A 22,127-nucleotide genomic window follows, 5' to 3' on the forward strand; every position below is an offset into this window, starting at 1 on the left:
GAAAACGGTTGACGATTTGGTTCTGTTATAATACACTGTTATTAACAAATCAATCAGTTATATAACAAAGGAGAGACAAACATGATCACAGACATCGTTGAATTTTTCAAAAACCTTCCGCCAAAACAATGCACAAGCTGCGGTTCTCATATCGAAGAACAGCATGACTGCTACAGCAACACATGCTCAACTTGCGCATCAAAGGATCTGTAACCCTGTCGCCTGCGTCATAAAAACCCCCTGCCTCAACCGGCAGGGGGTTTCATTTACTTTTTATTGCGCTTCTTTATCCGGCTGAGCCGGCGTGACAGCATTGCCGACAGAAAAAGCCGATTTTGGCATTGTGTGCAATCCTCGTGCTGTAACGTGCACCTGTACATAATAAACAGCTTCTTCATTAAATGTTTTGGAAACAGTATATATACCATTTCCTTTGGAGACTGCATCAAGCATTTCGCTGTTTTCTTTATGGCCATCTTTCCAAATTTCATATTTTACTTCATCGGGATTATCAACTGGTTCTCCGTCTTCGGTAATGGTAGTAGAAACTGTGACTTCTTCGCCCGCATTCACTTTTTCTGGTACATGAAGAACAGCTTCAACCGGCTCGGGAGGCGGAGGCGGCTCGTTTTTTTCAGGTGTACAGGCAGCCAGCAACAATCCAAGCATTACCATACATACTGCTTTCCTGTTCATGTTTCCTCTCCTTCTTCCATCAGCGCCGGCAGAGTAACCGTAACGGTTGTCCCTGCTCCTGCTTCGCTTTGTATGTCAAGCTCTCCGCCGTGGCGTTCAACAATCTGCTTCACAATCGACAAACCCAAACCTGATCCGCCGTCTTCACGGGTACGCGCTTTATTGATACGATAAAATTGGTTTGTGACCTTTGGAATTTCTTCCTCAGGCATGCCGGCTCCAATATCACGAACAATCCATTTAACTTGATCTTTTTCTTGTCTGAGCGTAATGTAAATGGGCTTATTTTTTGGCGAATACCGCACTGCGTTGTCAATGATATTGGTCATCACCTGACTCAGCCTGTCTTCATCCCCATATACTATTGTTTCTTCATCTAAATCAAGTGCAAAACGGTCATGCTTCAGCCGAAACGTGTCAACAGTCCGGTAAACAAGGTCGGCAAGCGGAAGAAAGGTTTTTTCTATGTTCATTTTATTCGAATCAAGCCGGATTAATTCGAGCAGATCGTTTACAAGGCGCTCCATACGGGCGGCCTCGCGCTGAATAATACCGAGCTGCTGTTCCGGACGGCCGATACCATTCATCATCGCTTCACTGTAACCTTTTATATAACTAAGCGGAGTACGAAGCTCATGCGAAATAGTTGCTAAAAATGTTTTCCGCTGTTCGTTTTCTTTTTGAATCGCTTCAGCCATTTCATTAAATGTACGCGCAAGCTGGCCAAATTCATCCTTTGACTCAGCCGGTACGCGTGCCGTATAATCCCCTTTTGATAAGCGGACGGCCGCTCCTTTCATCTCCTCAAGCGGCTTGACTACATGGCGGGCCCACCTCATGCCTCCATACAGGAGAACAGCCGTCAGCATTGCAGCCCCCGCTGCCCAGAATAAGATCAGGCTCGACACAAGTTCATCAATTCGTTCGAGCGGTATATACAAATAAAGAATGCCTTTTAACTGCTTGTCATCCAAAAGTGGATAAATAACGGAAATAATCTGCCGGTCAAACCGCTCAGAATAACCGGTTTCTTCAATCATTTTATTTTCTAGCAGCTTTTCTCTTTCTTCCGGCCCGATCAGTGTTTCATAATCCGCTTCATATGGAATGCAGGCAGCAAGCTCCCTCGGATTATGTACGGCAAAAGCTTCAAATGGTGACTTTTCACTGAACCAGCCGATGCGCTCTATAAATGCAGCGTTTAATTCTCCTCCCTCATAATCGTCCGACAGGTTTTCTGCTGCGGCTTTCAGTTCGTCTTTCACACTTTCTACATACAGCTTTTCATACAGCGTATAAGAGAGACTAAATGCAGAGCCAACTGCAAGAAGAACAAAAATAAACAGCGTCATCCACAGTTTTTTCCGAAATGTCATATTGTGCCGTCCACAAATTTATAGCCAATTCCCCAAACGGTTTCAATGGAGGCTCCTTCGTGCTTCAATTTCATCCGCAATGTTTTAATATGTGTATCTACTGTTCGGGTGCCGCCCCTGTACTCTGTTCCCCAGACGGTTTCAAGCAGTTCTTCCCGTGAAAAAATCCGCCCCCGGTTTTTTGCAAGAAGAACGATCAAGTCAAATTCTTTCATTGTCAGCCCGACGGCTGTACCGTCCACCTTTACCGCCCGGGAATGAATATCGATCAAAAGAGTTTGGTGCTGGATCGTTTCCCGTTTATCCGTCGAAGAGCCGAATCGCCGAAGCACTGCTTGAATACGGGCAGTCATTTCTCCAGGAGAAAAGGGCTTCACAATATAGTCATCTCCTCCAAGCGAAAAGGCGCGCACCTTGTCCCACTCTTCTCCGCGTGCGCTCAAAAAAATAATGGGGATATCGCTGTAAGAACGGATGGCTTCGCACACCGCAAAACCATCGCGCCCCGGCATCATAATATCCAGCAGTATAAGGTCCGGCTTAAGCTCTTTTAATTTTTCTTCCGCTTCTTCTCCACTTAAAGCTGAGCTAACGGTGTACCCGGCATTTTCCAGATACATCGTGACCAAATCCACCATATCCTGCTCATCATCTACAACTAATAAATGCGTCATCTCATTCACCTTCTTCAACAAAAATCATAAATGGTCCTTTACCTATATCAATAGTCTTGCGTTTTTGGAGTGTTTTTTCTTCATACAAAGAAAGTGTCCCGCTGTCATAGCCGGCTGAAAAAATAGTTTTTCCAAGTACGGCAATGGCGAATGGGTTGGCCGGCGCGTCCGTTTGTGCCGCCAATTTTCTTTCCGGATCAAAAGCAAACAGCTTATTCGATCCATGGCTCGCGGCATACATAAACCCGCTTTTTGAAGCAAAAGCAATGGGCATGACCGGTGCATCTGCTGTTCCAGTCAATGAACCGGTTTCAAGTGAATAGACATGAATGGTTTCACCGGCACGAGCCCCAACCCCATGGCCGCCAACCCACAGCTCATTTTTTTCTTTATTTACAGCTAATCCAGTCGAAGACGTTGGGATGGCGAATTCCCGGGTAATGCGGTGTGTGTGTACATCCAATTCTGATAGTACCGTATCCCGGTAATTAATAATATACAATTTCCCTTCATATTCAAGCATGTTCATCGGGTAATGCCCCGTTCGTGTTTTTTTTGTTTCCCGGCCTTCGCTATTTAAAAAATGGACCGCTCCGTCTTCCTTTACTGAAAGCGCTACTTCATTTGTTTCTTTCACATAAGCCGCACCTGTCACTCCTTTTGGCACTTTCCACTCCGCAAGCTCTTTGCCCGTCTTAACCGAGTAAAGCGTGGCATGAGTAAGTTCTGTGCCGTACAAAAGCATTTTATCGTCAAACAGAAGACTGCCTGTGTATGGTTCGTTAAACGCCCACTCAGCAAGTATGGTCCCATCGGGTGCGATAAAGGTTATGCCCGGCTCTTTAATGGTTAAAACAGCGGCAAACTTATCTGCATGAACCGGCTTAAACGCTTCGCGGCCGCAGCCGGCAAGCAGCAAAAGCATGACCAGTATAATACTCCTCACTTTTATGCGCCTCCCTGCTTTTCCTTTCATTATAGGGATTGGGTGTGAAATAAGTGTGAAGATTATTTGAAAAAGACGGCTGAAGCCGTCTTACGCTGCTTCAAGCCGTCCATATTGCTTTTTGTATTGGCCGCGGAAATACAAAGCAGTTACCAGTATATTAAACAAGGCAAACCCCACTAAAACAGCGGCATTCTGCCACATAAATGTGTAATCACCACTTGAAATAACGGCTCTAAATGCATTGATCGAATAAGCCATTGGCAAAAAGCTGGTCAAGTGCTGCAGTGCTTTCGGAATAAGCTCAAGCGGGAACGTTCCGCCGCTCGCTGTCAGCTGGCTGATCAAAATCAGCACTGCTGCAAAACGGCCTGGATTGCCTAGAATCGTGGCCAGCATTTGAATAAGCGTCATAAAAGCAGCGCTCGCGATAAACGCTAGTATGAAAAAGCGCGATACGCTTTGCACTTGCAGATGAAGCACCTCAAGCAAAAAAATCGATGCAGCTGCAGCCTGACACGCACCGACAAGCAGAAAGACACCAAGCTTTCCACGAAACCAGGCAAGTCCGCTTTTCGGCTGCTCCGGCGCTTCTTTGAGCGGGAAAATAATCGTCAGCATAATTGCACCAACAAACAAGCCGAGTGACAGCATATAAGGCGCCATGCCTGTTCCGTAGTTTGGCACTTTGTGTAAGGATTCTTTTTCTACCTGCACCGGTTCTGCCATCATATTATACGTATCATCATCAGCTTTCACATCTCCTGCTTCCCCCGCTGCTTTTGACAATTCCGCCTCCAATTTTTTTGTTCCTTGTTCCAGATCAGCAGATCCTCTGGCGAGCTCCGCAGAACCGTCAGCCAGCTTCCCTGCTCCCTCAGATAACTGACGGGACCCGCCGGCAAGCTCCGATAATCCAGCTGAGAGGTCACCCGCTCCTTTTGCCAGTGTATCGGCTCCTGCTTTCGCTTCGGCTGTTTTTTCGGTCAGCGTGTTTAATCCAGTTACGAGTGTCCCGCTGCCTGATTGAAGCTTTTTCGTGCCTTCATTTAATGCAGCGGCTCCCGACTGGAGGTTCCCAAGACCCGCCTGCAGCTGCTGCTGGCCTTTTTGTATCTCTCCAAGTCCTGCCGATAATTCATCCAGCTTGCCAGGCATCGTTTGTGAAACGGTTCTATTTAACTCCCTTGCTCCTGATGCAATCTGGCCGCTTCCACTTTGCAGCTCGTCAACCCCCGCTGAAATGCCTTCATTTAACTTTTCCTGCTGCGCAGCCATTTTTGTTTGCATAGCCGTAATCTGTTCTTCTGTCATTACCTGTGACAACACCGGCAGCAGCTCATCCATTTGGGCTTTTTGCGCTGCACTGATTTGACTTTTCAAATTTGCTTCAAATTGCTCCATGCCAGCATTTAATTCATCTGCGCCTGAAGCAAGAGAAGCCGCTCCATCTGCCAGGGCTGGAACCTGTTCACGAAATTGGTCTACGCCGCTTTTTGCAGCAGCGGTTCCGTCTATCAGCTTCGGCATACTGTCATTTGCTGATGCAAGACCGTCCTTAAGAGAAGCCGACCCGGCAGCAAGCTGATCGATGCCCGCCTGCAGATTCTGTCCTCCGTCTGCAAGCTTTGCCTGTCCGTCTGCAAGCTGACTAAGACCGCTGGAAAGAGAAGCCGCTCCGCTTGCGGCCTCCTTCGATCCTTCCCTTGCTTTGTCTACTCCCGAAGCAAACGAAACCGAATTATTCGCGAGATCGGCCAGATTTTTTTTCAATTCACTCGTCCCTTTTGTTATGTTCAGTGCGCCTTCGTCAAGCTTTTCGGCTCCTTTTCCAGCTTCTGTATAACCGTCTCCCATTTTCTTAACAGCGTCAAACATCGACTTTGCGTACGTTTTTGTGACGTCCTTTTGAATAGATGCGCGAATTTCTTTCATCGCAGACTGGCCAATTTGCGAGGAAACAAAATTGTAGCTTTCATTTGGCGTATAAATTAATTCAAGCTTTTTCGGTTTTGCATCCATTAACGTCGTAGCGTTTTGAGAGAAGTTTTCAGGTATTTCGATCATCATATAATATTCCTGCTGTTTTAAACCGTCGATTGCTTCTTTTTTGGTGACGATGCGGAAATTAAAATCATTGCTTTTTTGGAGCTCTTTTTCGAGGCCATCACCAATATGAAGGCTTTCTCCTTCGTAATCCGCTCCCTTATCGTTATTGACAACTGCAACCGGCAGCTGATCCAAATGTCCGTATGGGTCCCAAAATGCCCATAAAAAAACACCAGAATACAAAAGCGGAATCAGCATAATGGCAATGATCGAAATGCGCAGCATTCGATTTTGGCTGATCTCTTTTATTTCTTTCCAAAACATATGATTACCTCCTTATTGACCAAATCGTTCATTTGGTCATTTTATTTCAAAAAGAAAGCCCCTTACCGGGACAGTCCTTTAAATATAAACAGCTCAAACAGTTTGGCAATTTCTTCTTTTGACAGCGTGCGGCCGCGCCGCTCCCAGTCTGCTACGAGCGTAACATAAAGCTTCAGCATCACAAAAGCCGCTATCTCAGGATCTGTATGCTCAATTTCATTTTTCTCCATCGCTTCTTTCGCTTTAGCGGCAATATAAGCGACAATGGCATCCTCCATTTTTTTTAATGCCTCGGCTGCTGCGGGTGTTCCCATTTCCTTTTCTTCCTGGAACAGCTTGATCGCAAGTTGATGCTTTGTGCGGAAAACAAGCATTTCAAACAGCGCCAGATAAACATTTTCCTGGAAGGAATGTGCCGGGTCAATGACGGCTTCCGCTGCCTCTTTCATTTCTTCGATCAATGTCACCCAAATATCTTGAAATAGTTCATCTTTATTTTTAAAAAAAGTATAAATAGTCCCTTTGCCGACATTGGCCAGTTTCGCCACCTGATCCATTGTGGTGGCCTTGTAGCCAAACATTGTAAACGATTTTGTTGCGGCTTCAATAATATCTTTTTTCCGTTCCGACGCCACTTCTCCACCTCTTTTTGACCAAAATAACGATTCAGTCAATTAGTTCTGATGCTTATTTTATGCTCCCCGTCTTTGCTTGTCAACAAAAAATCCCGCCAAAGAACGGCGGGATAGATATTATAATTTTCCTTCTTCCTTTAGGTGCTTCATGACTACAGCACCAAGCGCCTCAATAAATTCCGGATGGGCATTTGGCATGGCTGGACGGTAATATCCAGCACCGATTTCGTCTGTGACAACCCGGCATTCATAGTCATTATCGTACAGCACTTCAAGATGATCAGCAACAAATCCGGCCGGCACGTACATAAACGCTTTATAGCCATTTTGCTCATACAAATCACGCGTTAAATCCTGAACATCCGGGCCAATCCATGGCTCCGGCGTATTGCCGGCACTTTGCCAGCCAACAGCATACTGCTCAACGCCCGCTGCGCCGGCAATTAAGTCGGCTGTTTCTTTCAGCTGCTGTGGATACGGATCACCCGCTGCAATGATTTTTTCCGGCAGGCTGTGCGCGGATACAATCAACATAAAGTTCTTTCTTTCTTCCTCGCTCATCGTTTGAAGCGTTGCTTCAATCTGATCTGCCCAGTATTGAATAAATTTAGGCTCCTGATACCAGCTTTCAATTGACGTAATAGAAGGTCCGTTAATATTCGCTGACTCTTCAGCCGCCCGCTTATTATATGACTTCACACTAAACGTAGAGAAGTGCGGCGCTAATACGATAGAAACAGCTTCCTCAATGCCGTCCTGCTTCATTTGATGTACAGCATCCTCAATAAAAGGCTCGATGTGCTTTAAACCAATATACAGCTTGAATTCGATTTCCTGCTGCATATTGTTTAAGAAATCCGTAAGCTTCTGTGCCTGCTCTTCGGTAATTTTAGCAAGCGGCGAAATACCGCCAATGGCTTCATAGCGGCTTCGCAAATCTTCCAGCGCTTCCTCTGACGGCTTGCGGCCGTGCCTGATATGCGTATAGTATCGTTCAATATCTTCTTCTTTATAAGGCGTCCCATACGCCATCACAAGAAGGCCCATCTGTTTTTTAGTCATGCTGCTTCCACCTCGTTTGATTCATTGCTTCTTTTGTCTAGTATGACATGAAAAAAAGATTCTTTAAAATAAATGGTTTATCGTGCTGTATATTCATGAATAAATGCAGTCAGACGCTTTAATGTATCCGGATTTACTTCCGGGAATACACCGTGCCCAAGATTGAAAATATGGCCCGGTGATGCCAGCCCCTGATTTAAAATCGCCTTCGTGCGCTCTTCAATGACTTCCCACGGAGCCAGTAAAATGGCAGGGTCCAGATTTCCCTGCAATGTTTTGGTCAAGCCCATTTCCCTTGCTTCGGCGATTTGGGTGCGCCAGTCGAGTCCGACTACATCAAGCGGAAGGTCATGCCACTCTTTTGCTAAATGGCTCGCGCCTACTCCAAACATGATCAGCGGCACTCCTTCTGAACGAAGCTCGCTGAAAATCCGTTCCATCACCGGTTTAATAAACGTCCGGTAATCAGATACGTTTAGCGCACCTACCCACGAATCAAAAATCTGTATGGCTTTGGCGCCTGCTTTAACTTGGGAACGAACATATGTAATCGTCATATCCGCCAGTTTATCCATAAGCGCGAACCATGCTTTTGGCTCCGCGTACATAAATGCTTTTGTTTTATTGTAGTTTTTGGATGGCCCGCCTTCGATCATATAACTGGCCAGCGTAAAAGGCGCACCGGCAAAACCAATTAATGGGACGTTCAACTGCTCTTCTGTCAGCAGCCGGATGGTCTCAAGCACATAAGGCACGTCGCTTTCCGGGTCGATCTCTCCAAGTTTTTCCACATCCTGCAGCGAGCGGATCGGATTGGATATCACCGGGCCAATGCCGGATTTGATATCTACATCTACTCCAATAGACGGAAGCGGGGACATAATATCTTTATAAAGAATCGCTGCATCAACATCGTACTGCTCAACCGGCAGGCGTGTAACATACGCACAAATTTCCGGATGGTGTGTAATTTCAAACAGCGAATATTTTTCCTTCAGCTTCCGGTATTCCGGCTGTGAACGTCCTGCCTGTCGCATAAACCAGACAGGTGTATAGTCTGTTTTTTCTCCCCGTGCCGCTTTTAAAAATGTATCATTCAAATGCCTCATATGGATTGAGAGCCACCTTTCAACTATGACAGATTAGAATTACTATTATGTATTATAGCTTACAATATGGTACTTTTCACTAAAGAGGTGTACTGTTCGCAAATTTGCCAAAATAATGTGTGGAAATTGGAAAGAAGGGTACAAAAAAAGATATACTAGAACGTGAGGTGATTGGAAATGAATGTGTTTATTACAACCGGAACGTATGACTTTTTAAAAACCATCCAGAAAAAGCACAGTAAAGAAAATATTTTACTCATGGACGGTGCCCAGGGTGCGGCCCTTGTACATGAAACAAGCGGTAAAACGGTTTTTTCAACCCCGCGCCGCTATGAAGTCGTGGATGCTTCTGGAGAACTGGTAAACCGCGGTTATGTTGTTTTAAACAATATCCCTGTAACGGACGAAGGCCGCCCTTTATTTGAACACCGCTTTAAGAACCGGGCAGGCGCGATTGAGAATCAGCCAGGATTTCTCTCAATTAGAGTTCTGCGCCCCATTAAATCAGATACGTACGTTATTTTTACACAATGGGAAGATTCGGCGTCGTTTGAAAATTGGAAATCCTCCCAGGCATTTAATGAAGCACACAAAAAGCGTGGTACCGAAGGCGGGCTTGATAAAAAGCCAAATATCTTTTCCGGTGAATCTTACGTAACAACCTTTACTATTCCAAACGAACAATAACAGCCAGGGGGGACACCCCCTGGCTTCTTGCCGTTTTTATGCCTGAAGGCGGCGATTAAGCCGCTTGTTTAAGAAAAAAGCAATCAGCAGAAAAATGCCGCCGCCCAGCAGCCAGCCAGCTGCTACATCCGTCGCATAGTGGGCATGACCCGCTACCCGGCTGGCGCCTGCTAAAAACGCAAGCAGCAGTGCAGCCGCATAAAAAGACATGGTTTTTTTCACATATAAACAAAGAAAGTAGGCCACAAACAAATAAAAAATAAGACCGATCATGGCATGGCCGCTGACAAAGCTGAACCCATCTTCTCCATGCGGAAAGGGCGGCCGCTCGCGGGCGACCCACTCTTTCAATGCTTTATTTAATACATTTCCGAGTCCTACACCAATCAAAACGGCCGTCATACCTGCTATGTTTCGCTTCCAAAACAGAAATACAATAAGCAGAATAGCCCCCCCTGTTAAAACAGCTTGAGAGCCAAGCACGCTGAAATGGGTGAAAAAAGAATTTCCATCAAAAGCATTGAGCATAGCACGGTCAATGCCTGATGCCCAGCCAGAATCAAATCCAAACAATAAAACCGAAAATAAAATGAAACAAACTAAACTAATCCGAAGCACCCTCTACACCCCTGTATGTTTTTCAACAGTGTAGCATGACCAATGAACTAGCACCATACAAAACCCTCTTTTAAAAGCGATTCATTTTTTTCAACCGGCCTGGTGTGTATATCCAAACAAAGAAAAGCGTAAACGTAACAGACGCCGACAAAACAATAGTGGCTTCCAGCCATCCGCCTGACAGAGCGGCAATGCCGAATACAGCCGATTGAATCAGCAGTACACGCATCAGCAAAAGCTGAAGTGCCCTTTGCTTTCCTTCTTCCCCTTCTGGATAAAGTTTCGGCCAGATCAGATAGCCGTGTTTGACCCAAATAGGCAGTAATTGAAATCCGGTTAAGTACAAAAAGAGCAGCGCAGAAATGAGCTGAATCGGCAGCAGGCCGCTAAAGGTGATAATCAATGCAGCGATCACAGTCAGCCGGACAAACAATCCAATATATTCATTCAACCGCACAAAGGTCCGGAAAAGCAGATACGTGTACGTGCCCTTTTCTGGTCCCGGCAGCAGGCCATCCAGCCAGGCACGGCGCTTTACCGTTCCACGCAAATGCGGAACATCCGTAAACATATTTGCCAGCCGGTAAAAAGCCGCCATTCTTTTTCCTTCAAGCTCAGCTAGCAGTTCCCATTTTAAAGGACGGTTTCCGAGCCGTCTTATGTAAAACAGCCATAGCAGTCCAAGCAGCACAGCGGCACCGGCCCCTACATACTCTGTTAAAAAAACAGCCGATAGAAAAGAGACGTTCAGCAGAAAACGAACTGCCATATCCATTGTTCGTGTTTGGCCTGCCAGCGTGTTTAACGCACGAAAACGACAAAATAAATTCCAGATCTTCGCGGCCAAAACAGCGCTTAAAAATACAAAAAAGTTTTCATATCCTGTTCCCGCGGTTTTTGCATACATCGGCATAGCAAAAGCCAACAGCGCAATGAGTACATAGCTTTGTGCTGCAAAGCTCGTCCACACCGCTTTTTGGAAATAAGCTTTTAACTCACTTTCAAGCGGAAGCAGGTACACCGTATCAGGCGGCTTTATATAGGTATAAACGGGGCTCCAGGCAAGCACTGCACCGAGCACAGCTGCCATAATAAAAGGGGCCGGAAATGATTCATCAATGGTGCGTATCCAACCGCTGTAATAGTACAAAACCGCCCCAAGCGCAAAAACGAGCACAAAAGCCAGATGATCATTAAACATATAACGTGTATACTTGCGGATTTCCGCATAATATGCGGAAGCACGTTCTTTAAACAAATCGTTCGCTGAAAACTTCATAGTGCTGCTTCCTTCGTCAATTCTACATAAATATCATCCAGTGCAGCGTCCGGCATATTGAAATTACGGCGCAGCTCTTCCATTGTGCCTTTCGCACGCACATGCCCTTCATGTAAAATCACAAATCTGTCACAATACTTTTCCGCCGTCGCCAGGATGTGGGTGGACATTAAAATGCCCGCACCGCTTCGTTTCATGTTATCCATTAAATCGAGAAGCGAACGGATACCGAGCGGGTCAAGTCCTACAAATGGCTCGTCGATAATATAAAGTGCCGGTTCCGTTAAAAACGCGCCCATAATCATCACTTTCTGTTTCATTCCTTTTGAAAAGTGAGCCGGAAACCATTTCATCTTTGCATCGAGACGAAATTCTTTTAAAAGCGGGCCAATGCGTTTTTCATACTCCGCTTCTGATAAGCCGTAAGCAGCGGCTGTTAACCGCATATGTTCCTCAAGTGTCAGCTCATCATAAAGCACCGGTGTTTCCGGTATAAATGAAAATTGGCGCCGGTACACGGATGGGTCTTCTTCAAGAGTGCGCCCATTGATCGAAACGCTTCCTTTCGTCGGCTCCATTAGGCCGATAATATGCTTGATAGCTGTACTTTTACCGGCTCCGTTTAATCCGATCAGCCCGACAAGCTCGCCCTTGCCGACTTGAAATGAAACGTCGTACAGTACTGGTTTCCGGGTATATCCCCCGGTAATATTTTCCACAGATAATAATGACATTCGAAAACGTCCTTTCTCCTCAAATCGTTACCCGTATCATATCAAAATTATCCCTTTTACACATAGTTCCCTGCACCTGGAATGTATGCTACACTTTTCTTAGCCAATACATAAAAGGAGTGCTGAATCATGGACAACTGCATATTTTGTAAAATTATAAAAGGAAACATTCCGTCAGCAAAAGTATATGAAGACGAAAATGTCTATGCTTTTCTCGATATCAGCCAGGTAACAAAAGGCCATACACTGGTGATCCCGAAAGCCCATCATGAAAACCTTTTCGAGCTTCATCCAGAAACAGCCGGCCCTTTCTTCAAATCGGTACAGAAAGTAGCGAAGGCCATTCAATCTGCCTTCTCTCCTCAAGGGTTAAATTTATTAAACAATAATGGTGAAACAGCCGGACAGACGGTTTTTCATTACCATATGCACTTAATTCCGCGTTACGGAACAGATGACGGCTTCCATCCTTCATTTAAAGAAAATAATGGCCAGTACGATTTAGCACAAATTGCTTCTTTGATCCATTCTCGCCTTTAAGAGAAAGCCGCTTACCTATGTTTGTCCGATTCTTTTTTCGGGAACGATAATTCATATATGTATGAGCAGATACGAATAACATGACTGAAGAGGTGGAAAACATGAATAAGAAAGCCCTATTTGCAGGATTTGCAGCTGGACTTGCCGGCGGTGCGGCGGCAGCGCTGTTGAATGCGCCGGCAAGCGGACAGGAAACACGAAAAAACTTAAAAAACAAGCAAGTGTCCGCCAAGCTGGCTTCGATGGAAATCAAGGATAATGCCGGCCAGGTGAAAGAGTCCGTTAAGCGTCTTGTTCAAACAGCGAAACAGGAAATGCCTGAAAAAGTAAATAGTTTAAAAACAAATGCGGCTCTTTGGAAAGAAAGCATTGAGCCAAATGTTAAAACACTTCAAAAAGAAATTACCAATATTCAACATACCGTTGAAGACCTGCAGGAAACTCTGCCGCAGCCGCCGGGCTCAGGCAAATAAAATAAACGAAAAGGGAATTCCCTTTTCGTTTATTTTATTTTTCAGCTTATTCAAAAATTTTCGTTAATTTCCTCTTTCTATTTTTTTATTTTATTGGCATAATATAAAGCAATGAAATAATAGATTTGAGGTGGACGACATTCATAAAGCAAACGATTCTGCATCAACCCATCATTATACAATGAAAGAAGCATTTATGTTCAGCCAGCGGATGGCCCAGCTTTCAAAAGCGCTATGGAAAGCAGTCGAAAAAGACTGGCAGCGCTGGATTAAACCTTATGATTTAAATATTAACGAACACCATATTTTATGGATTGCTCATCATTTACAAGGGGCTTCTATCTCCGATGTGGCTAATTTCGGTGTTATGCATGTATCTACGGCGTTTAACTTCTCTAAAAAACTAGAGGAACGCGGTCTTTTGACGTTTTCTAAAAAAGAAGATGACAAACGGAATACATATATCGAAATTACGCCTGCCGGCCAAAAATTAATTTTTGATTTAATGGAGCAGTATGATCCTGAATCCAACCTCGTCTTTTCTGGTACTGCGCCGCTGCGCGAATTATTTGGAAAGTTCCCCGATATGGTCGAACTAATGGCGATTATTAGAAATATTTACGGGGATGATTTTATGAATATTTTTGAGACCTCTATTCACAATATCGAACGGGACTTCGATGAAGAGAACGGAGAGTTAAAGCGGGCTAAACGTTCACAGGCGTCCGAGTAAGCAGACTGCTGGCCGGATGCTTTTTTATGCGGGAAAAGTGGTTCGTTCTTTTTCCCCGGCTCCGTTCAAACAAACAGTTCCCCGCTTTTTATCCTGATTGGGCCAGCCAGCCGCAGACTTCCCGGCCGGCCAATCTTAACACCATGTTCTTTTTTAAAGCTGTTTCGCTTAAAGCGAATCGTTTTTGATATGACCGTGTAAAAACCGCTGCCCGCCTATGCCAGCAAGGTTCTGCTTGAATTTCTTTCTGAGAAGCTTCGTCTTCTTTTCTTTCCCCGATCATGCAGTGATTAGGCATTAATGGAAGTACTGGTATCGAAATAAATGGATTCATAGAAGCATTATAAGCGGGTTCTATTTTCAATTTTTTCGACCTTTTGATATAGTTAAAGGTACAGAGCTTACAGAGGGGGCATCATATGGCGGCATTAATTATTACATTTATTCTTTTCTCCGTCTTTATTTTGTATCATATAAATCGGATGACAAACTTACTGTGTATTCAAAAGGAAATTCCGGAAGAGCGGCATGAAAAAATATTCCGGACCGTAAATATTTTAATGGTTATTTTACTTTGCTCTTCTTACATTGAAATATTATATGTATAGGCCTGTTCTTTTTTAAAAGACGGGTCTTTTCTTTTCCCAAGCCGGCAACTGTGTTATAGTTGTCTGTGGAATAGAGATTAAATGAACATTAGGGAGTTGTTTTTTTCATGAAGAAATGGGCATTGCCATTATCGCTTGCAGCAGGCGTGCTGGCGCTTTCCGGCTGTGGAAACAGTGAAGGAAACGTTATCGCTACATCAAAAGCAGGCGACGTAACGGACATGGAGCTTTACGCAGAAATGAAAGAAAAATACGGCCCGCAAATGGAACAGGCCTTGCAGGAACTAATGCAGAAGAAAGTTCTTTCCGACAAATATGAAGTGACGGATGAAGAGCTTGATAAAGAAGTAAAAACGGCAAAAGAACAGCTGGGCGACCAGTATGAAATGTTCTTGGCTCAATACGGACTTGATGAAGATGGCTTTAAAGAATTCCTAAAGCTCGAGCTTCTTCGTGAAAAAGCAGCGCTTGCCGATATAAAAGTAACGGATAAAGAAGTTAAAGAATATTACGATTCATGGCAGCCGGAAATTCAAGTCAGCCACATTCTTGTAGAAGATGAAGCCAAAGCAAAAGAAGTAAAGCAGAAATTGGCTGATGGCGGCGACTTTGCGGAACTTGCGAAAGAATATTCAACGGATACCGGCTCTGCCGAGAATGGCGGCAGCCTTGGCTGGATCGACAATGCCGGCCGCGCGCAATTTGTACCGGAATTTACAAAAGCACTGAGCACTTTGAAAGTAAATCAAGTGAGTGAGCCGGTTAAATCAGATTATGGCTACCATATCATTAAAATTACGGATCAAAAAGAAAAAGCTTCATTTGAAAAAATGAAGAGCCAAATGACAGAAGAACTGAAAAAATCTAAAGTAGACTCTGCAGCGCTTCAAGAAAAGCTGGATAAAGTGATGAAAGACGCTGATGTAGAAGTGAAAGACGAAGACTTTAAAGGCGCTTTTGACACAGAAGACGCTGCAACGACAGAGGAAACTGCTCCAACTGAAGAAGGAACCACAACAGAAGACAATGCCGCTACAACGGAAGATACAACAAACAGCGATGCTGCTCAGACAGAAGAAGCAAAATAACAAAAAAGCACCCGTACGGGTGCTTTTTTGTTATTTCGAAAAGCGCGGCTTGTAAAAAGTTCGGTTATCCAGCGGAAAAATCCGTTCAGTAAACTCGCCCGGCTTCGTCCGTTCAAGTGCACGGTCAAGCATATTCATTTTAGCGTCAAGATTGTCAATATAGTGAAGCATTTCCGCTTCTTTGATCATTGGAGGCTTCGGACTGCCCCATTCCGCTTTTCCGTGATGAGACAGCACAATATGCTGAAGCACCATTACTTCTTCTCCTTCAATACCAAGCTCTTTCGCCATTTGGCCGATTTCATTGACCATAATGGAAATATGGCCGATTAAGTTTCCTTCTGCTGTGTACGTTGTTGCTACCGGCCCTGAAAGCTCAATGACCTTGCCAAGGTCGTGTAAAATCACACCCGCATACAGCAAGTCGCGGTCAAGCGATGGATAAAGATCGGCAATGGATTTTGCCAGCTGCAGCATTGATACAACATGGTATGCAAGCCCGGAAACAAATTCGTGATGATTTTTTGTTGCAGCCGGATACTCTAAAAACGGCTGATGGTATTTTTTCAACAGCGCGCGCGTAATGCGCTGAATATGAGGATTTTTCATTTCAAAAATAAACTGGGTAATCGTTTCCGTCATTTCTTCCTGGCTGAGCGGTGCTGTTTCAACGAAGTCACCCGCATCCATTCCGTCCTGTGGAGAAGCTGGACGAATCTGCCGAAGCTTCAGCTGCATACGGCCCCGGTAATTTTGAATATCTCCCGCCACTTTTACGATCGTCTGCGGCGTATACATTTTGATTGTTTCTTCTTTTGCATCCCATAGCTTTGCTTCAATTTCTCCGCTTGTATCTTGAAGCATAAGCGTTAAATACGGGTTTCCATTAACCGCTGTGCTTTTTACCGCTGAGCGGATCATCAGAAAGCAGTCAACACTTTCTCCTGCTTCATACTGTGTAATACCTTTTCCCATTGCACCGTCCTCCTTATTCCCTGCATTGTTTCTTTCTATTATACCACAGATCATATGTTCTTTCTTGTTCCTGCCTCTTTTTTGCTTCATCCTTATTTTATACAATGATTGAAACAACATAAAGGGGGATTGAAACTGAACAATGTATAAGCTGACTGTCTTCGAAAAAAACGGAAAAAAGCTGCTCGATCAGTCCTTTGAAGCAGATTCAGACGAAGCAGCAAAAACACACAGCTTTGAGCTGATTCAAAAGCTCGCCGGTGAGGATAAAACATATCGTTGTACGTCTTTGGACGGGAGATTACTGCTTTTTGATACCGAGCAAGCAGAAAGCGCATTCAATTAATGAATGCGCCCTTTGTCCGCCGGTTAAATACCGGCTTTCTTTTTTCTAAAAATGCCGCTATCCTTTCTTGATGGTCGGTGCTTCTCCGCATTTTCAACTGCCCCTGCTTTTCAAGCTCTAACGTTTTTAACAGCTCCGGCCTGTTCATATCTGCCATAATTTTCTTTGTTTTGATCATAGCTTGAATAGGCTTTTGCTGTAATTCTTTAATTAAATATTCCACTTCTTTCCCAACAGTGCCAGGTGTAACAGAACGGTCTGCCAGTCCGATCTCCACTGCTTCCGCTCCGCTGATCACTTTTCCATCCCAAATGATTTTCTTGGCTTTTGCAGCACCGAGCCGGTTCTCAAGCATAAAATGTCCGCCTCCGTCTGGTATAAGGCCCATTTCAATAAAATTCACAGCAAGCCTGGAATCCGTTTCGCATAAAACAAAATCCGCTGCCAAGGCAATGCTTAATGCAAGCCCGGCAGCTGCTCCGTGAATCGCTGCGATCGTCAGCTTCGGCATGGTGTAAAAATAAAGGGCGATGTCTGAGATAAGTTCCATAACGGTCTCAAATGGCATTTCATTCGCTGCCGACAGCATTTCTTTTATGTCTCCGCCTGCTGAAAATACAGGGCCTGTCCCCGATAAAATGACTATATCCACTTCATCATTCCGGCTGATTTCTTTTAAACAGCTGCACAGCTCTTTCAGCATATCCACGTTGAGGGCATTCAGCACATTTGGACGATTCAAATCAATATAAGCTGTTTCGTGTTCAATGGAACAAAGTACATATCTCATTTTGCCGCCTCCCCTTTTTCACTTTTATCATACCGAAAAGGAGCCAAAATTTGAAGTATTTTGAATAAATAGACGCTTTCTTTATAAAGGGAGTACTGACATAATCAAAGCCTGCAAAATGCCGATTAAGCCGCCAAGCAGAGCTCCGAGCCATGTAATCATTTTTAATTCACGATGAGCAATTTCAAGAACAATTCTTTCTAGCCGTTCGGTTGAAAATGCTTCAATCTGGCTGCGGACAATGCCGTCAATTTTCAACTTTTGCATAACAGAAGGAACGCGCTTTGCTGCTTTTGCCAGTCCTTCCTCCGTAAGCTTTGGGACAAAGTCATATATGAGCTTGTCTTCATATGGCGCCAAATAAAGAGATACCGGCCGGTCGAATAATTCTGCTATATTAAGCTGATTTAAGATAAACACTTTTGCTTTTTGAAGGGCTTTTTCATCTGAAAAATGTTCAAGTACGTGTGACCATTTCCAGTCAATTATTCGTTCCCATTCGTTTTTCAGCATCGTATCGACCAAATCTTTTGCTCCCGGACTTGTAAAAAACTTTACAATCTCCAGACGAATTTTTTCCTCAAGGGATGTATTGCCTACCACCATCCGAATCATGCTGCCGATTCGTCCCCATTCTGACAAAAGATCGTTTGTCATCCGTTTTACCCGGTGCCGCCCTTCATCACTGGAAAAATAATCAGCTCCTTTTGTTAAAAGGTATGATGAAATGTCGGGTATTTTTGCTTCTGCCCGGCCCAGCCACTCAGCCGGCAGTGATTCTTTAACAGGCTGATCTGTGTAAAAATCTTTTATATTTGCGTACTTTTCATCCACCCGTTTTTGAAGATGCGCTTCTATTTTTTTCTCTGGCTGTGAAATGTGTGCTTTTTGAAAAATCTCAGCAATTGTTGTCTCCGACCGAAGCCACTTTTTCACCTTTGTCTGTACAACCGCTCTTATCTCTTCCCGAAATTCAGGCCCTATCATCTTTTGTTCAATACTGCTTGGAGTAAGCAGATATTCATCTACCACTTTTCCAATCTGCCTGGCAAGCTCTGCTTTTCTTTTTGGAATCAACCCTGGTGTAAAGGGAACGCGCCATTTGCCAATGTAGTATTCCTTATATGGCCGGAATAACATACGGATCGCTATAGCATTTGTTATACCGCCGATCAGCGCTCCAATCACACACATAAACAATACCAGCCACAATATGCCCAACGCCTTCCCGCCTTTCTTTATAAAAAACGATGCCGTTCCAATGGGAGCCGGCATCGTTTTTTCATCTGCTTTTTACAATCATATTCACTGCTGCTTGAATGGCATCATCGGCTTTTTCTCCGTTTTCATGGGCACTACGAATACATGCTTCCAGGTTTTGCGCGACAATTAAGCCGATTGAACGGTCGACTGCGGAACGAATGGCGGAAAGCTGCGTGACAACTTCACGGCAGTCTTTGTCTTCCTCCACCATTTTCATAACTCCGCGCACTTGGCCTTCAATACGGCTCAGCCGATTTTTCACATCACGATTGTATGTTTTCATCGTCCATCTCCCCGTTCTGCTCTCCCTTTTTACTTTATAAGCCAGTTTTTTTGTATCCATAGTATAGCACAGCCCTTTCCAAAACGCTTGCCACAGGCATTTTCCTTTAGTGGAAACAACTACCTACAAATATTCCGGATAAAGAAAAGAGTTCAATCCATACTAGGATTACAATCAACAGCGGGTCTTATCCGGCAGTCCGGACGATTTATCGTAGCGGTGCAACTCCGTTAGTACCCGGCCAATTAAAAAAAGGGAGATGAACAGTTATGGCAAACAACAACAGTTCTAACCAATTACTTGCACCAGGAGCACAACAAGCTATCGACCAAATGAAGTACGAAATCGCTTCTGAATTTGGTGTACAGCTAGGTGCTGACGCTACATCACGCGCTAACGGTTCAGTTGGTGGCGAAATCACAAAACGTTTGGTGCGCATGGCTGAACAGCAACTAAACGGCTTCCAAAAGTAATAGGGTAATGACCCAGCAATCCGCCTCAAATATTGAGGCGGATTGTTTTTTATTTCTTTTTCGGCAGATTTACCATTTTCGCCGGGTCAATCCACTGCTCATATTGCTCCTCGGTTACATAACCGGATGCAAGAGCGGCTTCTTTTAAAGTGGTTCCCCTTTGATGAGCAGCTTTCGCAATACTTGCCGCTTTTTCATAACCGATATGCGGGTTTAAAGCCGTTACAAGCATCAGCGACTGCTCCATTAAAGATTGGATACGTTCCATATTTGCTTCAATACCGACTGCACACCGTTCATCAAATGAGACAATACCGTCAGCTAAAAGGCGAATCGACTGCAGCGTATTATACACAATAACTGGCTTAAACACATTTAATTCAAAGTTTCCCTGGCTCGCTGCAAATCCAACCGCAGCATCATTGCCAAATACCTGAACAGCAGCCATCGTCAGCGCTTCACTCTGGGTCGGGTTTACCTTTCCAGGCATGATCGAGCTTCCCGGCTCATTCGCTGGAATCGTCAGCTCCCCAATACCGCTTCTCGGCCCGCTGGCAAGCCATCTTACATCATTGGCAATTTTCATTGCATCTGCTGCCAGTGCTTTTAATGCACCGTGAAAAAAAACAATTTCATCGTGGCTTGTCAGTGCATGAAATTTATTAGGAGATGAAATAAAAGGATAGCCCGTTTGTTTTTCCAGCTGTTCGGCTGTTTTTTCACCAAATGATGGATGGGCATTAATACCGGTACCAACCGCTGTACCGCCAATTGCCAGGTGAAGCAGCTCCCGCTGGGCCAGTTTAATCATATCGATACTGCGGACGATCATGTGCCGCCAGCCGGATATTTCCTGGCCAAGGGATAAAGGTGTTGCATCCTGCAAATGGGTACGGCCGATTTTGATAATATCCATAAATGCTTTTTCTTTTTTCTTTAATGTTTTTTTAAATTGCTTTAAAGCCGGTTTTAAACGTTTTTCTGTTTCATCATACAAAGCAATATGCATGGCGGTCGGAAACGTGTCATTCGAACTCTGTGACATGTTTACATCATCATTTGGGTGAATAAATCCTTCTTTCCCTGCGATTTCAGAGGCGCGCCGTGCTACAACCTCATTTACGTTCATATTCGACTGCGTGCCGCTTCCGGTCTGCCAGACGACCAGCGGGAAATGCTCGGGACCAATATCACCGTTCAGAATATCATCACAAGCTGCCGAAATCGCACTCATTTTTTCTTCGGACAGCTTTCCAAGACTTTCGTTGACGATGGCAGCCGCTTTTTTTAAGTGAGCAAAGGCGTAAATCATTTCTATTGGCATTTTTTCCGTGCCAATTGGAAAGTTTTCTAAGCTCCGCTGTGTTTGTGCACCCCAGTATTTATCCGCGGGTACCTGAATTTCCCCAATCGTATCCCGTTCGATTCGAGTGTTCATTATGTATCCTCCTTTAAGTAGTATCTCGTTACACTTTTCCCGCTTTTTCCTCCATCATTCCCAAAATCTTAAAAAAGAAGTTTATTTTCCTAAACCAATATTCGAACAAACGCTTCTTATTCTTGAACATTTTACTTCTCTGCGTTTAAGCTGTCACTCCTTAGGGAATCTTATGTATAACAAAATAAAGCGTGGGGTGAACGGAATGTTAAGAACAATTTTAATGATCATTGGGGCTATCGTTGTCATATCATGGATTGTATCTATGCTCTAATAAACCAAAAAAGACCTTTCTGGCAGAAAGGTCTTTTTTTATTTAGCTGTATTGTTTACCGTATACTCTTTCTTCAAACTGGCGAATGCGGTCTTCAGCTGTTAACGTAACCGAGATCTCATCCCAGCCATTCAACAACATTTTCTTCCAGTACGGATCGATGTCAAAGTGAGCTTTAAAGCCGCTGTCATCACTCACTGATTGCTCTTCAAGGTTAATATGAAGCTTAAAGCCCGGTGTAGAAGATTTTTGAAGCAGGGTTTCTACTTCCTCATCCGTCAGCTTTACGGCAAGAATTCCGTTTTTAACACTATTGTTGTAGAAGATGTCCGCGTAGCTCGGTGCAATAATAACGCGGAAGCCATAATCAAGCAAAGCCCACGGAGCATGCTCACGTGAAGAGCCGCATCCAAAGTTTTCACCGGCCACTAGAATTTCGGAATCCGCAAATTGCGGGTCATTTAAAATAAAATCCTCTCGTTTGTTGCCATCATCATCAAAACGCCAGTTGTAAAAAACAAATTGGCCAAAACCTTGACGTTCGATGCGCTTTAAAAACTGTTTCGGAATAATTTGATCCGTATCGATATTTGCCCGGTTAATCGGGCACACTGTTCCTGTAAATTGATTGATCGGTTCCATAACGGCTCCTCC

27 protein-coding genes are annotated in these 22,127 nt (G+C 44.3%); 9 read left to right on the top strand and 18 right to left on the bottom strand.

All coding sequences use genetic code 11. The annotated features are described in order from the left end of the window. The first annotated feature begins 81 nt into the window (after positions 1 to 81). Positions 82 to 213 (top strand): protein YhfH, encoded by a 132-nt coding sequence (gene yhfH / locus L2D08_RS03815; protein WP_242232397.1) that lies wholly within the window; start codon positions 82 to 84, stop codon positions 211 to 213. A 60-nt stretch (positions 214 to 273) separates the two neighbouring features. On the opposite strand, the gene L2D08_RS03820 is transcribed toward yhfH, so the two are convergent. The 8 genes from L2D08_RS03820 to hemE all read right to left on the bottom strand — a co-directional run bounded on the left by L2D08_RS03820 (position 274) and on the right by hemE (position 8,871). Continuing rightward, on the bottom strand, positions 274 to 696 hold the full coding sequence (locus tag L2D08_RS03820; protein ID WP_242232398.1) for a FixH family protein: 423 nt from the start codon (positions 694 to 696) through the stop codon (positions 274 to 276). Continuing rightward, positions 693 to 2,072 carry a sensor histidine kinase gene (locus L2D08_RS03825; RefSeq protein WP_242232399.1) on the bottom strand — a complete coding sequence of 460 codons (1,380 nt, stop codon included), beginning with the start codon at positions 2,070 to 2,072 and terminating at the stop codon, positions 693 to 695. Before L2D08_RS03825 ends, L2D08_RS03820 begins: the two co-directional genes overlap by 4 nt. Next, positions 2,069 to 2,746 (bottom strand): response regulator transcription factor, encoded by a 678-nt coding sequence (locus L2D08_RS03830; protein WP_242232400.1) that lies wholly within the window; start codon positions 2,744 to 2,746, stop codon positions 2,069 to 2,071. The genes L2D08_RS03825 and L2D08_RS03830 overlap by 4 nt, the downstream gene beginning before the upstream one ends. A 1-nt stretch (position 2,747) precedes the next feature. Next, complete coding sequence (locus tag L2D08_RS03835) at positions 2,748 to 3,692, bottom strand: lactonase family protein (RefSeq protein WP_242232401.1); 945 nt, start codon at positions 3,690 to 3,692, stop codon at positions 2,748 to 2,750. A 90-nt stretch (positions 3,693 to 3,782) separates the two neighbouring features. Next, entirely contained in the window at positions 3,783 to 6,065 is a 2,283-nt protein-coding gene (locus L2D08_RS03840) for a YhgE/Pip domain-containing protein (RefSeq protein ID WP_242232402.1), read from the bottom strand. A gap of 62 nt (positions 6,066 to 6,127) precedes the next feature. Beyond that, positions 6,128 to 6,700, bottom strand: coding sequence for a TetR/AcrR family transcriptional regulator (locus tag L2D08_RS03845; RefSeq protein ID WP_242232403.1), 573 nt, complete (start codon positions 6,698 to 6,700; stop codon positions 6,128 to 6,130). A gap of 117 nt (positions 6,701 to 6,817) precedes the next feature. Continuing rightward, on the bottom strand, positions 6,818 to 7,762 hold the full coding sequence (gene hemH, locus L2D08_RS03850) for a ferrochelatase (RefSeq protein ID WP_242232404.1): 945 nt from the start codon (positions 7,760 to 7,762) through the stop codon (positions 6,818 to 6,820). Positions 7,763 to 7,839: 77 nt separating this feature from the next. After that, the gene (hemE, locus tag L2D08_RS03855) at positions 7,840 to 8,871 is read right to left on the bottom strand and encodes a uroporphyrinogen decarboxylase (RefSeq protein ID WP_242232405.1); all 1,032 of its coding nucleotides are present in this window, start codon (positions 8,869 to 8,871) and stop codon (positions 7,840 to 7,842) included. A gap of 177 nt (positions 8,872 to 9,048) precedes the next feature. On the opposite strand from hemE, the gene L2D08_RS03860 reads away from it, so the two are divergent. Further along, the gene (locus tag L2D08_RS03860) at positions 9,049 to 9,558 is read left to right on the top strand and encodes an antibiotic biosynthesis monooxygenase family protein (protein ID WP_242232406.1); all 510 of its coding nucleotides are present in this window, start codon (positions 9,049 to 9,051) and stop codon (positions 9,556 to 9,558) included. 36 nt (positions 9,559 to 9,594) lie between these two features. Here L2D08_RS03860 and L2D08_RS24235 read toward each other — a convergent pair whose 3' ends face one another. From L2D08_RS24235 to L2D08_RS03875, 3 genes are all read right to left on the bottom strand, one after another. Continuing rightward, positions 9,595 to 10,176 (bottom strand): phosphatase PAP2 family protein, encoded by a 582-nt coding sequence (locus L2D08_RS24235; protein ID WP_242232407.1) that lies wholly within the window; start codon positions 10,174 to 10,176, stop codon positions 9,595 to 9,597. A 70-nt stretch (positions 10,177 to 10,246) separates the two neighbouring features. Next, positions 10,247 to 11,455 (bottom strand): ABC transporter permease, encoded by a 1,209-nt coding sequence (locus L2D08_RS03870; RefSeq protein ID WP_242232408.1) that lies wholly within the window; start codon positions 11,453 to 11,455, stop codon positions 10,247 to 10,249. After that, positions 11,452 to 12,189, bottom strand: coding sequence for an ABC transporter ATP-binding protein (locus L2D08_RS03875; RefSeq protein WP_242232409.1), 738 nt, complete (start codon positions 12,187 to 12,189; stop codon positions 11,452 to 11,454). Before L2D08_RS03875 ends, L2D08_RS03870 begins: the two co-directional genes overlap by 4 nt. Before the next feature lie 129 nt (positions 12,190 to 12,318). On the opposite strand from L2D08_RS03875, the gene L2D08_RS03880 reads away from it, so the two are divergent. The 3 genes from L2D08_RS03880 (at position 12,319) to L2D08_RS03890 (ending at position 13,935) form a co-directional block, all read left to right on the top strand. Beyond that, positions 12,319 to 12,729, top strand: coding sequence for an HIT family protein (locus L2D08_RS03880; protein WP_242232410.1), 411 nt, complete (start codon positions 12,319 to 12,321; stop codon positions 12,727 to 12,729). Positions 12,730 to 12,830: 101 nt separating this feature from the next. After that, positions 12,831 to 13,202, top strand: a complete 372-nt coding sequence (locus L2D08_RS03885; protein WP_242232411.1) for a YtxH domain-containing protein — start codon at positions 12,831 to 12,833, stop codon at positions 13,200 to 13,202. 139 nt (positions 13,203 to 13,341) lie between these two features. Then, positions 13,342 to 13,935, top strand: a complete 594-nt coding sequence (locus tag L2D08_RS03890) for an HTH-type transcriptional regulator Hpr (RefSeq protein ID WP_375337562.1) — start codon at positions 13,342 to 13,344, stop codon at positions 13,933 to 13,935. Positions 13,936 to 14,023: 88 nt separating this feature from the next. On the opposite strand, the gene L2D08_RS03895 is transcribed toward L2D08_RS03890, so the two are convergent. Continuing rightward, entirely contained in the window at positions 14,024 to 14,299 is a 276-nt protein-coding gene (locus L2D08_RS03895) for a hypothetical protein (protein WP_242232412.1), read from the bottom strand. A 55-nt stretch (positions 14,300 to 14,354) separates the two neighbouring features. Between L2D08_RS03895 and L2D08_RS03900 the strand changes: the two genes are divergently transcribed. Together L2D08_RS03900 and L2D08_RS03905 are read left to right on the top strand one after the other, a co-directional pair. Further along, on the top strand, positions 14,355 to 14,543 hold the full coding sequence (locus L2D08_RS03900) for a hypothetical protein (RefSeq protein WP_242232413.1): 189 nt from the start codon (positions 14,355 to 14,357) through the stop codon (positions 14,541 to 14,543). A 107-nt stretch (positions 14,544 to 14,650) separates the two neighbouring features. Further along, complete coding sequence (locus L2D08_RS03905) at positions 14,651 to 15,631, top strand: peptidylprolyl isomerase (protein WP_242232414.1); 981 nt, start codon at positions 14,651 to 14,653, stop codon at positions 15,629 to 15,631. A gap of 30 nt (positions 15,632 to 15,661) precedes the next feature. On the opposite strand, the gene yhaM is transcribed toward L2D08_RS03905, so the two are convergent. Beyond that, entirely contained in the window at positions 15,662 to 16,606 is a 945-nt protein-coding gene (gene yhaM / locus L2D08_RS03910) for a 3'-5' exoribonuclease YhaM (protein WP_242232415.1), read from the bottom strand. A gap of 142 nt (positions 16,607 to 16,748) precedes the next feature. Here yhaM and L2D08_RS03915 point away from each other — a divergent pair, with 142 nt between their 5' ends. Beyond that, a complete protein-coding gene (locus L2D08_RS03915) occupies positions 16,749 to 16,952 on the top strand; it encodes a YhzD family protein (protein ID WP_242232416.1) in 204 nt (67 codons plus the stop codon). Here the strand turns inward: L2D08_RS03915 and L2D08_RS03920 are convergent. The 3 genes from L2D08_RS03920 to L2D08_RS03930 all read right to left on the bottom strand — a co-directional run bounded on the left by L2D08_RS03920 (position 16,945) and on the right by L2D08_RS03930 (position 19,288). Then, positions 16,945 to 17,742, bottom strand: a complete 798-nt coding sequence (locus L2D08_RS03920; protein ID WP_242232417.1) for an enoyl-CoA hydratase — start codon at positions 17,740 to 17,742, stop codon at positions 16,945 to 16,947. The two genes, L2D08_RS03915 and L2D08_RS03920, sit on opposite strands and share 8 nt — an antisense overlap. 81 nt (positions 17,743 to 17,823) lie before the next feature. Beyond that, complete coding sequence (locus tag L2D08_RS03925; protein WP_242232418.1) at positions 17,824 to 18,963, bottom strand: DUF445 family protein; 1,140 nt, start codon at positions 18,961 to 18,963, stop codon at positions 17,824 to 17,826. A 61-nt stretch (positions 18,964 to 19,024) separates the two neighbouring features. Then, positions 19,025 to 19,288: a metal-sensitive transcriptional regulator gene (locus L2D08_RS03930; protein ID WP_242232419.1), complete on the bottom strand. Its 264-nt coding sequence runs from the start codon at positions 19,286 to 19,288 to the stop codon at positions 19,025 to 19,027. A 269-nt stretch (positions 19,289 to 19,557) separates the two neighbouring features. On the opposite strand from L2D08_RS03930, the gene L2D08_RS03935 reads away from it, so the two are divergent. After that, positions 19,558 to 19,761 (top strand): alpha/beta-type small acid-soluble spore protein, encoded by a 204-nt coding sequence (locus L2D08_RS03935; RefSeq protein WP_242232420.1) that lies wholly within the window; start codon positions 19,558 to 19,560, stop codon positions 19,759 to 19,761. 49 nt (positions 19,762 to 19,810) lie between these two features. Here L2D08_RS03935 and fumC read toward each other — a convergent pair whose 3' ends face one another. Both fumC and leuD read right to left on the bottom strand, forming a co-directional pair. Continuing rightward, positions 19,811 to 21,199 carry a class II fumarate hydratase gene (gene fumC / locus L2D08_RS03940; protein WP_242232421.1) on the bottom strand — a complete coding sequence of 463 codons (1,389 nt, stop codon included), beginning with the start codon at positions 21,197 to 21,199 and terminating at the stop codon, positions 19,811 to 19,813. Between the two features lie 316 nt (positions 21,200 to 21,515). Next, positions 21,516 to 22,115 (bottom strand): 3-isopropylmalate dehydratase small subunit, encoded by a 600-nt coding sequence (gene leuD, locus L2D08_RS03945; RefSeq protein WP_242232422.1) that lies wholly within the window; start codon positions 22,113 to 22,115, stop codon positions 21,516 to 21,518. Positions 22,116 to 22,127 lie beyond the last annotated feature (12 nt).

It is taken from the genome of Domibacillus sp. PGB-M46 (genome assembly GCF_022668875.1).
In the GTDB taxonomy this organism is placed as follows: Bacteria; Bacillota; Bacilli; order Bacillales; family Domibacillaceae; genus Domibacillus.

What these genes read in the sequence shown, in the direction of transcription:
- L2D08_RS03915 (WP_242232416.1), top strand. Translation starts at nt 16,749, where the DNA reads ATGTATAAGCTGACTGTCTTCGAAAAAAACGGAAAAAAGCTGCTCGAT.
- L2D08_RS03860 (WP_242232406.1), top strand. Translation starts at nt 9,049, where the DNA reads ATGAATGTGTTTATTACAACCGGAACGTATGACTTTTTAAAAACCATC.
- L2D08_RS03880 (WP_242232410.1), top strand. Translation starts at nt 12,319, where the DNA reads ATGGACAACTGCATATTTTGTAAAATTATAAAAGGAAACATTCCGTCA.
- hemE (WP_242232405.1), bottom strand. Translation starts at nt 8,871, where the DNA reads ATGAGGCATTTGAATGATACATTTTTAAAAGCGGCACGGGGAGAAAAA.
- fumC (WP_242232421.1), bottom strand. Translation starts at nt 21,199, where the DNA reads ATGAACACTCGAATCGAACGGGATACGATTGGGGAAATTCAGGTACCC.
- L2D08_RS03875 (WP_242232409.1), bottom strand. Translation starts at nt 12,189, where the DNA reads ATGTCATTATTATCTGTGGAAAATATTACCGGGGGATATACCCGGAAA.
- L2D08_RS03820 (WP_242232398.1), bottom strand. Translation starts at nt 696, where the DNA reads ATGAACAGGAAAGCAGTATGTATGGTAATGCTTGGATTGTTGCTGGCT.
- L2D08_RS03930 (WP_242232419.1), bottom strand. Translation starts at nt 19,288, where the DNA reads ATGAAAACATACAATCGTGATGTGAAAAATCGGCTGAGCCGTATTGAA.
- L2D08_RS03840 (WP_242232402.1), bottom strand. Translation starts at nt 6,065, where the DNA reads ATGTTTTGGAAAGAAATAAAAGAGATCAGCCAAAATCGAATGCTGCGC.
- leuD (WP_242232422.1), bottom strand. Translation starts at nt 22,115, where the DNA reads ATGGAACCGATCAATCAATTTACAGGAACAGTGTGCCCGATTAACCGG.
- L2D08_RS03905 (WP_242232414.1), top strand. Translation starts at nt 14,651, where the DNA reads ATGAAGAAATGGGCATTGCCATTATCGCTTGCAGCAGGCGTGCTGGCG.
- L2D08_RS03885 (WP_242232411.1), top strand. Translation starts at nt 12,831, where the DNA reads ATGAATAAGAAAGCCCTATTTGCAGGATTTGCAGCTGGACTTGCCGGC.
- L2D08_RS03870 (WP_242232408.1), bottom strand. Translation starts at nt 11,455, where the DNA reads ATGAAGTTTTCAGCGAACGATTTGTTTAAAGAACGTGCTTCCGCATAT.
- L2D08_RS03830 (WP_242232400.1), bottom strand. Translation starts at nt 2,746, where the DNA reads ATGACGCATTTATTAGTTGTAGATGATGAGCAGGATATGGTGGATTTG.
- yhaM (WP_242232415.1), bottom strand. Translation starts at nt 16,606, where the DNA reads ATGGGAAAAGGTATTACACAGTATGAAGCAGGAGAAAGTGTTGACTGC.
- L2D08_RS03920 (WP_242232417.1), bottom strand. Translation starts at nt 17,742, where the DNA reads ATGAGATATGTACTTTGTTCCATTGAACACGAAACAGCTTATATTGAT.
- yhfH (WP_242232397.1), top strand. Translation starts at nt 82, where the DNA reads ATGATCACAGACATCGTTGAATTTTTCAAAAACCTTCCGCCAAAACAA.
- L2D08_RS03825 (WP_242232399.1), bottom strand. Translation starts at nt 2,072, where the DNA reads ATGACATTTCGGAAAAAACTGTGGATGACGCTGTTTATTTTTGTTCTT.
- L2D08_RS03935 (WP_242232420.1), top strand. Translation starts at nt 19,558, where the DNA reads ATGGCAAACAACAACAGTTCTAACCAATTACTTGCACCAGGAGCACAA.
- L2D08_RS03900 (WP_242232413.1), top strand. Translation starts at nt 14,355, where the DNA reads ATGGCGGCATTAATTATTACATTTATTCTTTTCTCCGTCTTTATTTTG.
- hemH (WP_242232404.1), bottom strand. Translation starts at nt 7,762, where the DNA reads ATGACTAAAAAACAGATGGGCCTTCTTGTGATGGCGTATGGGACGCCT.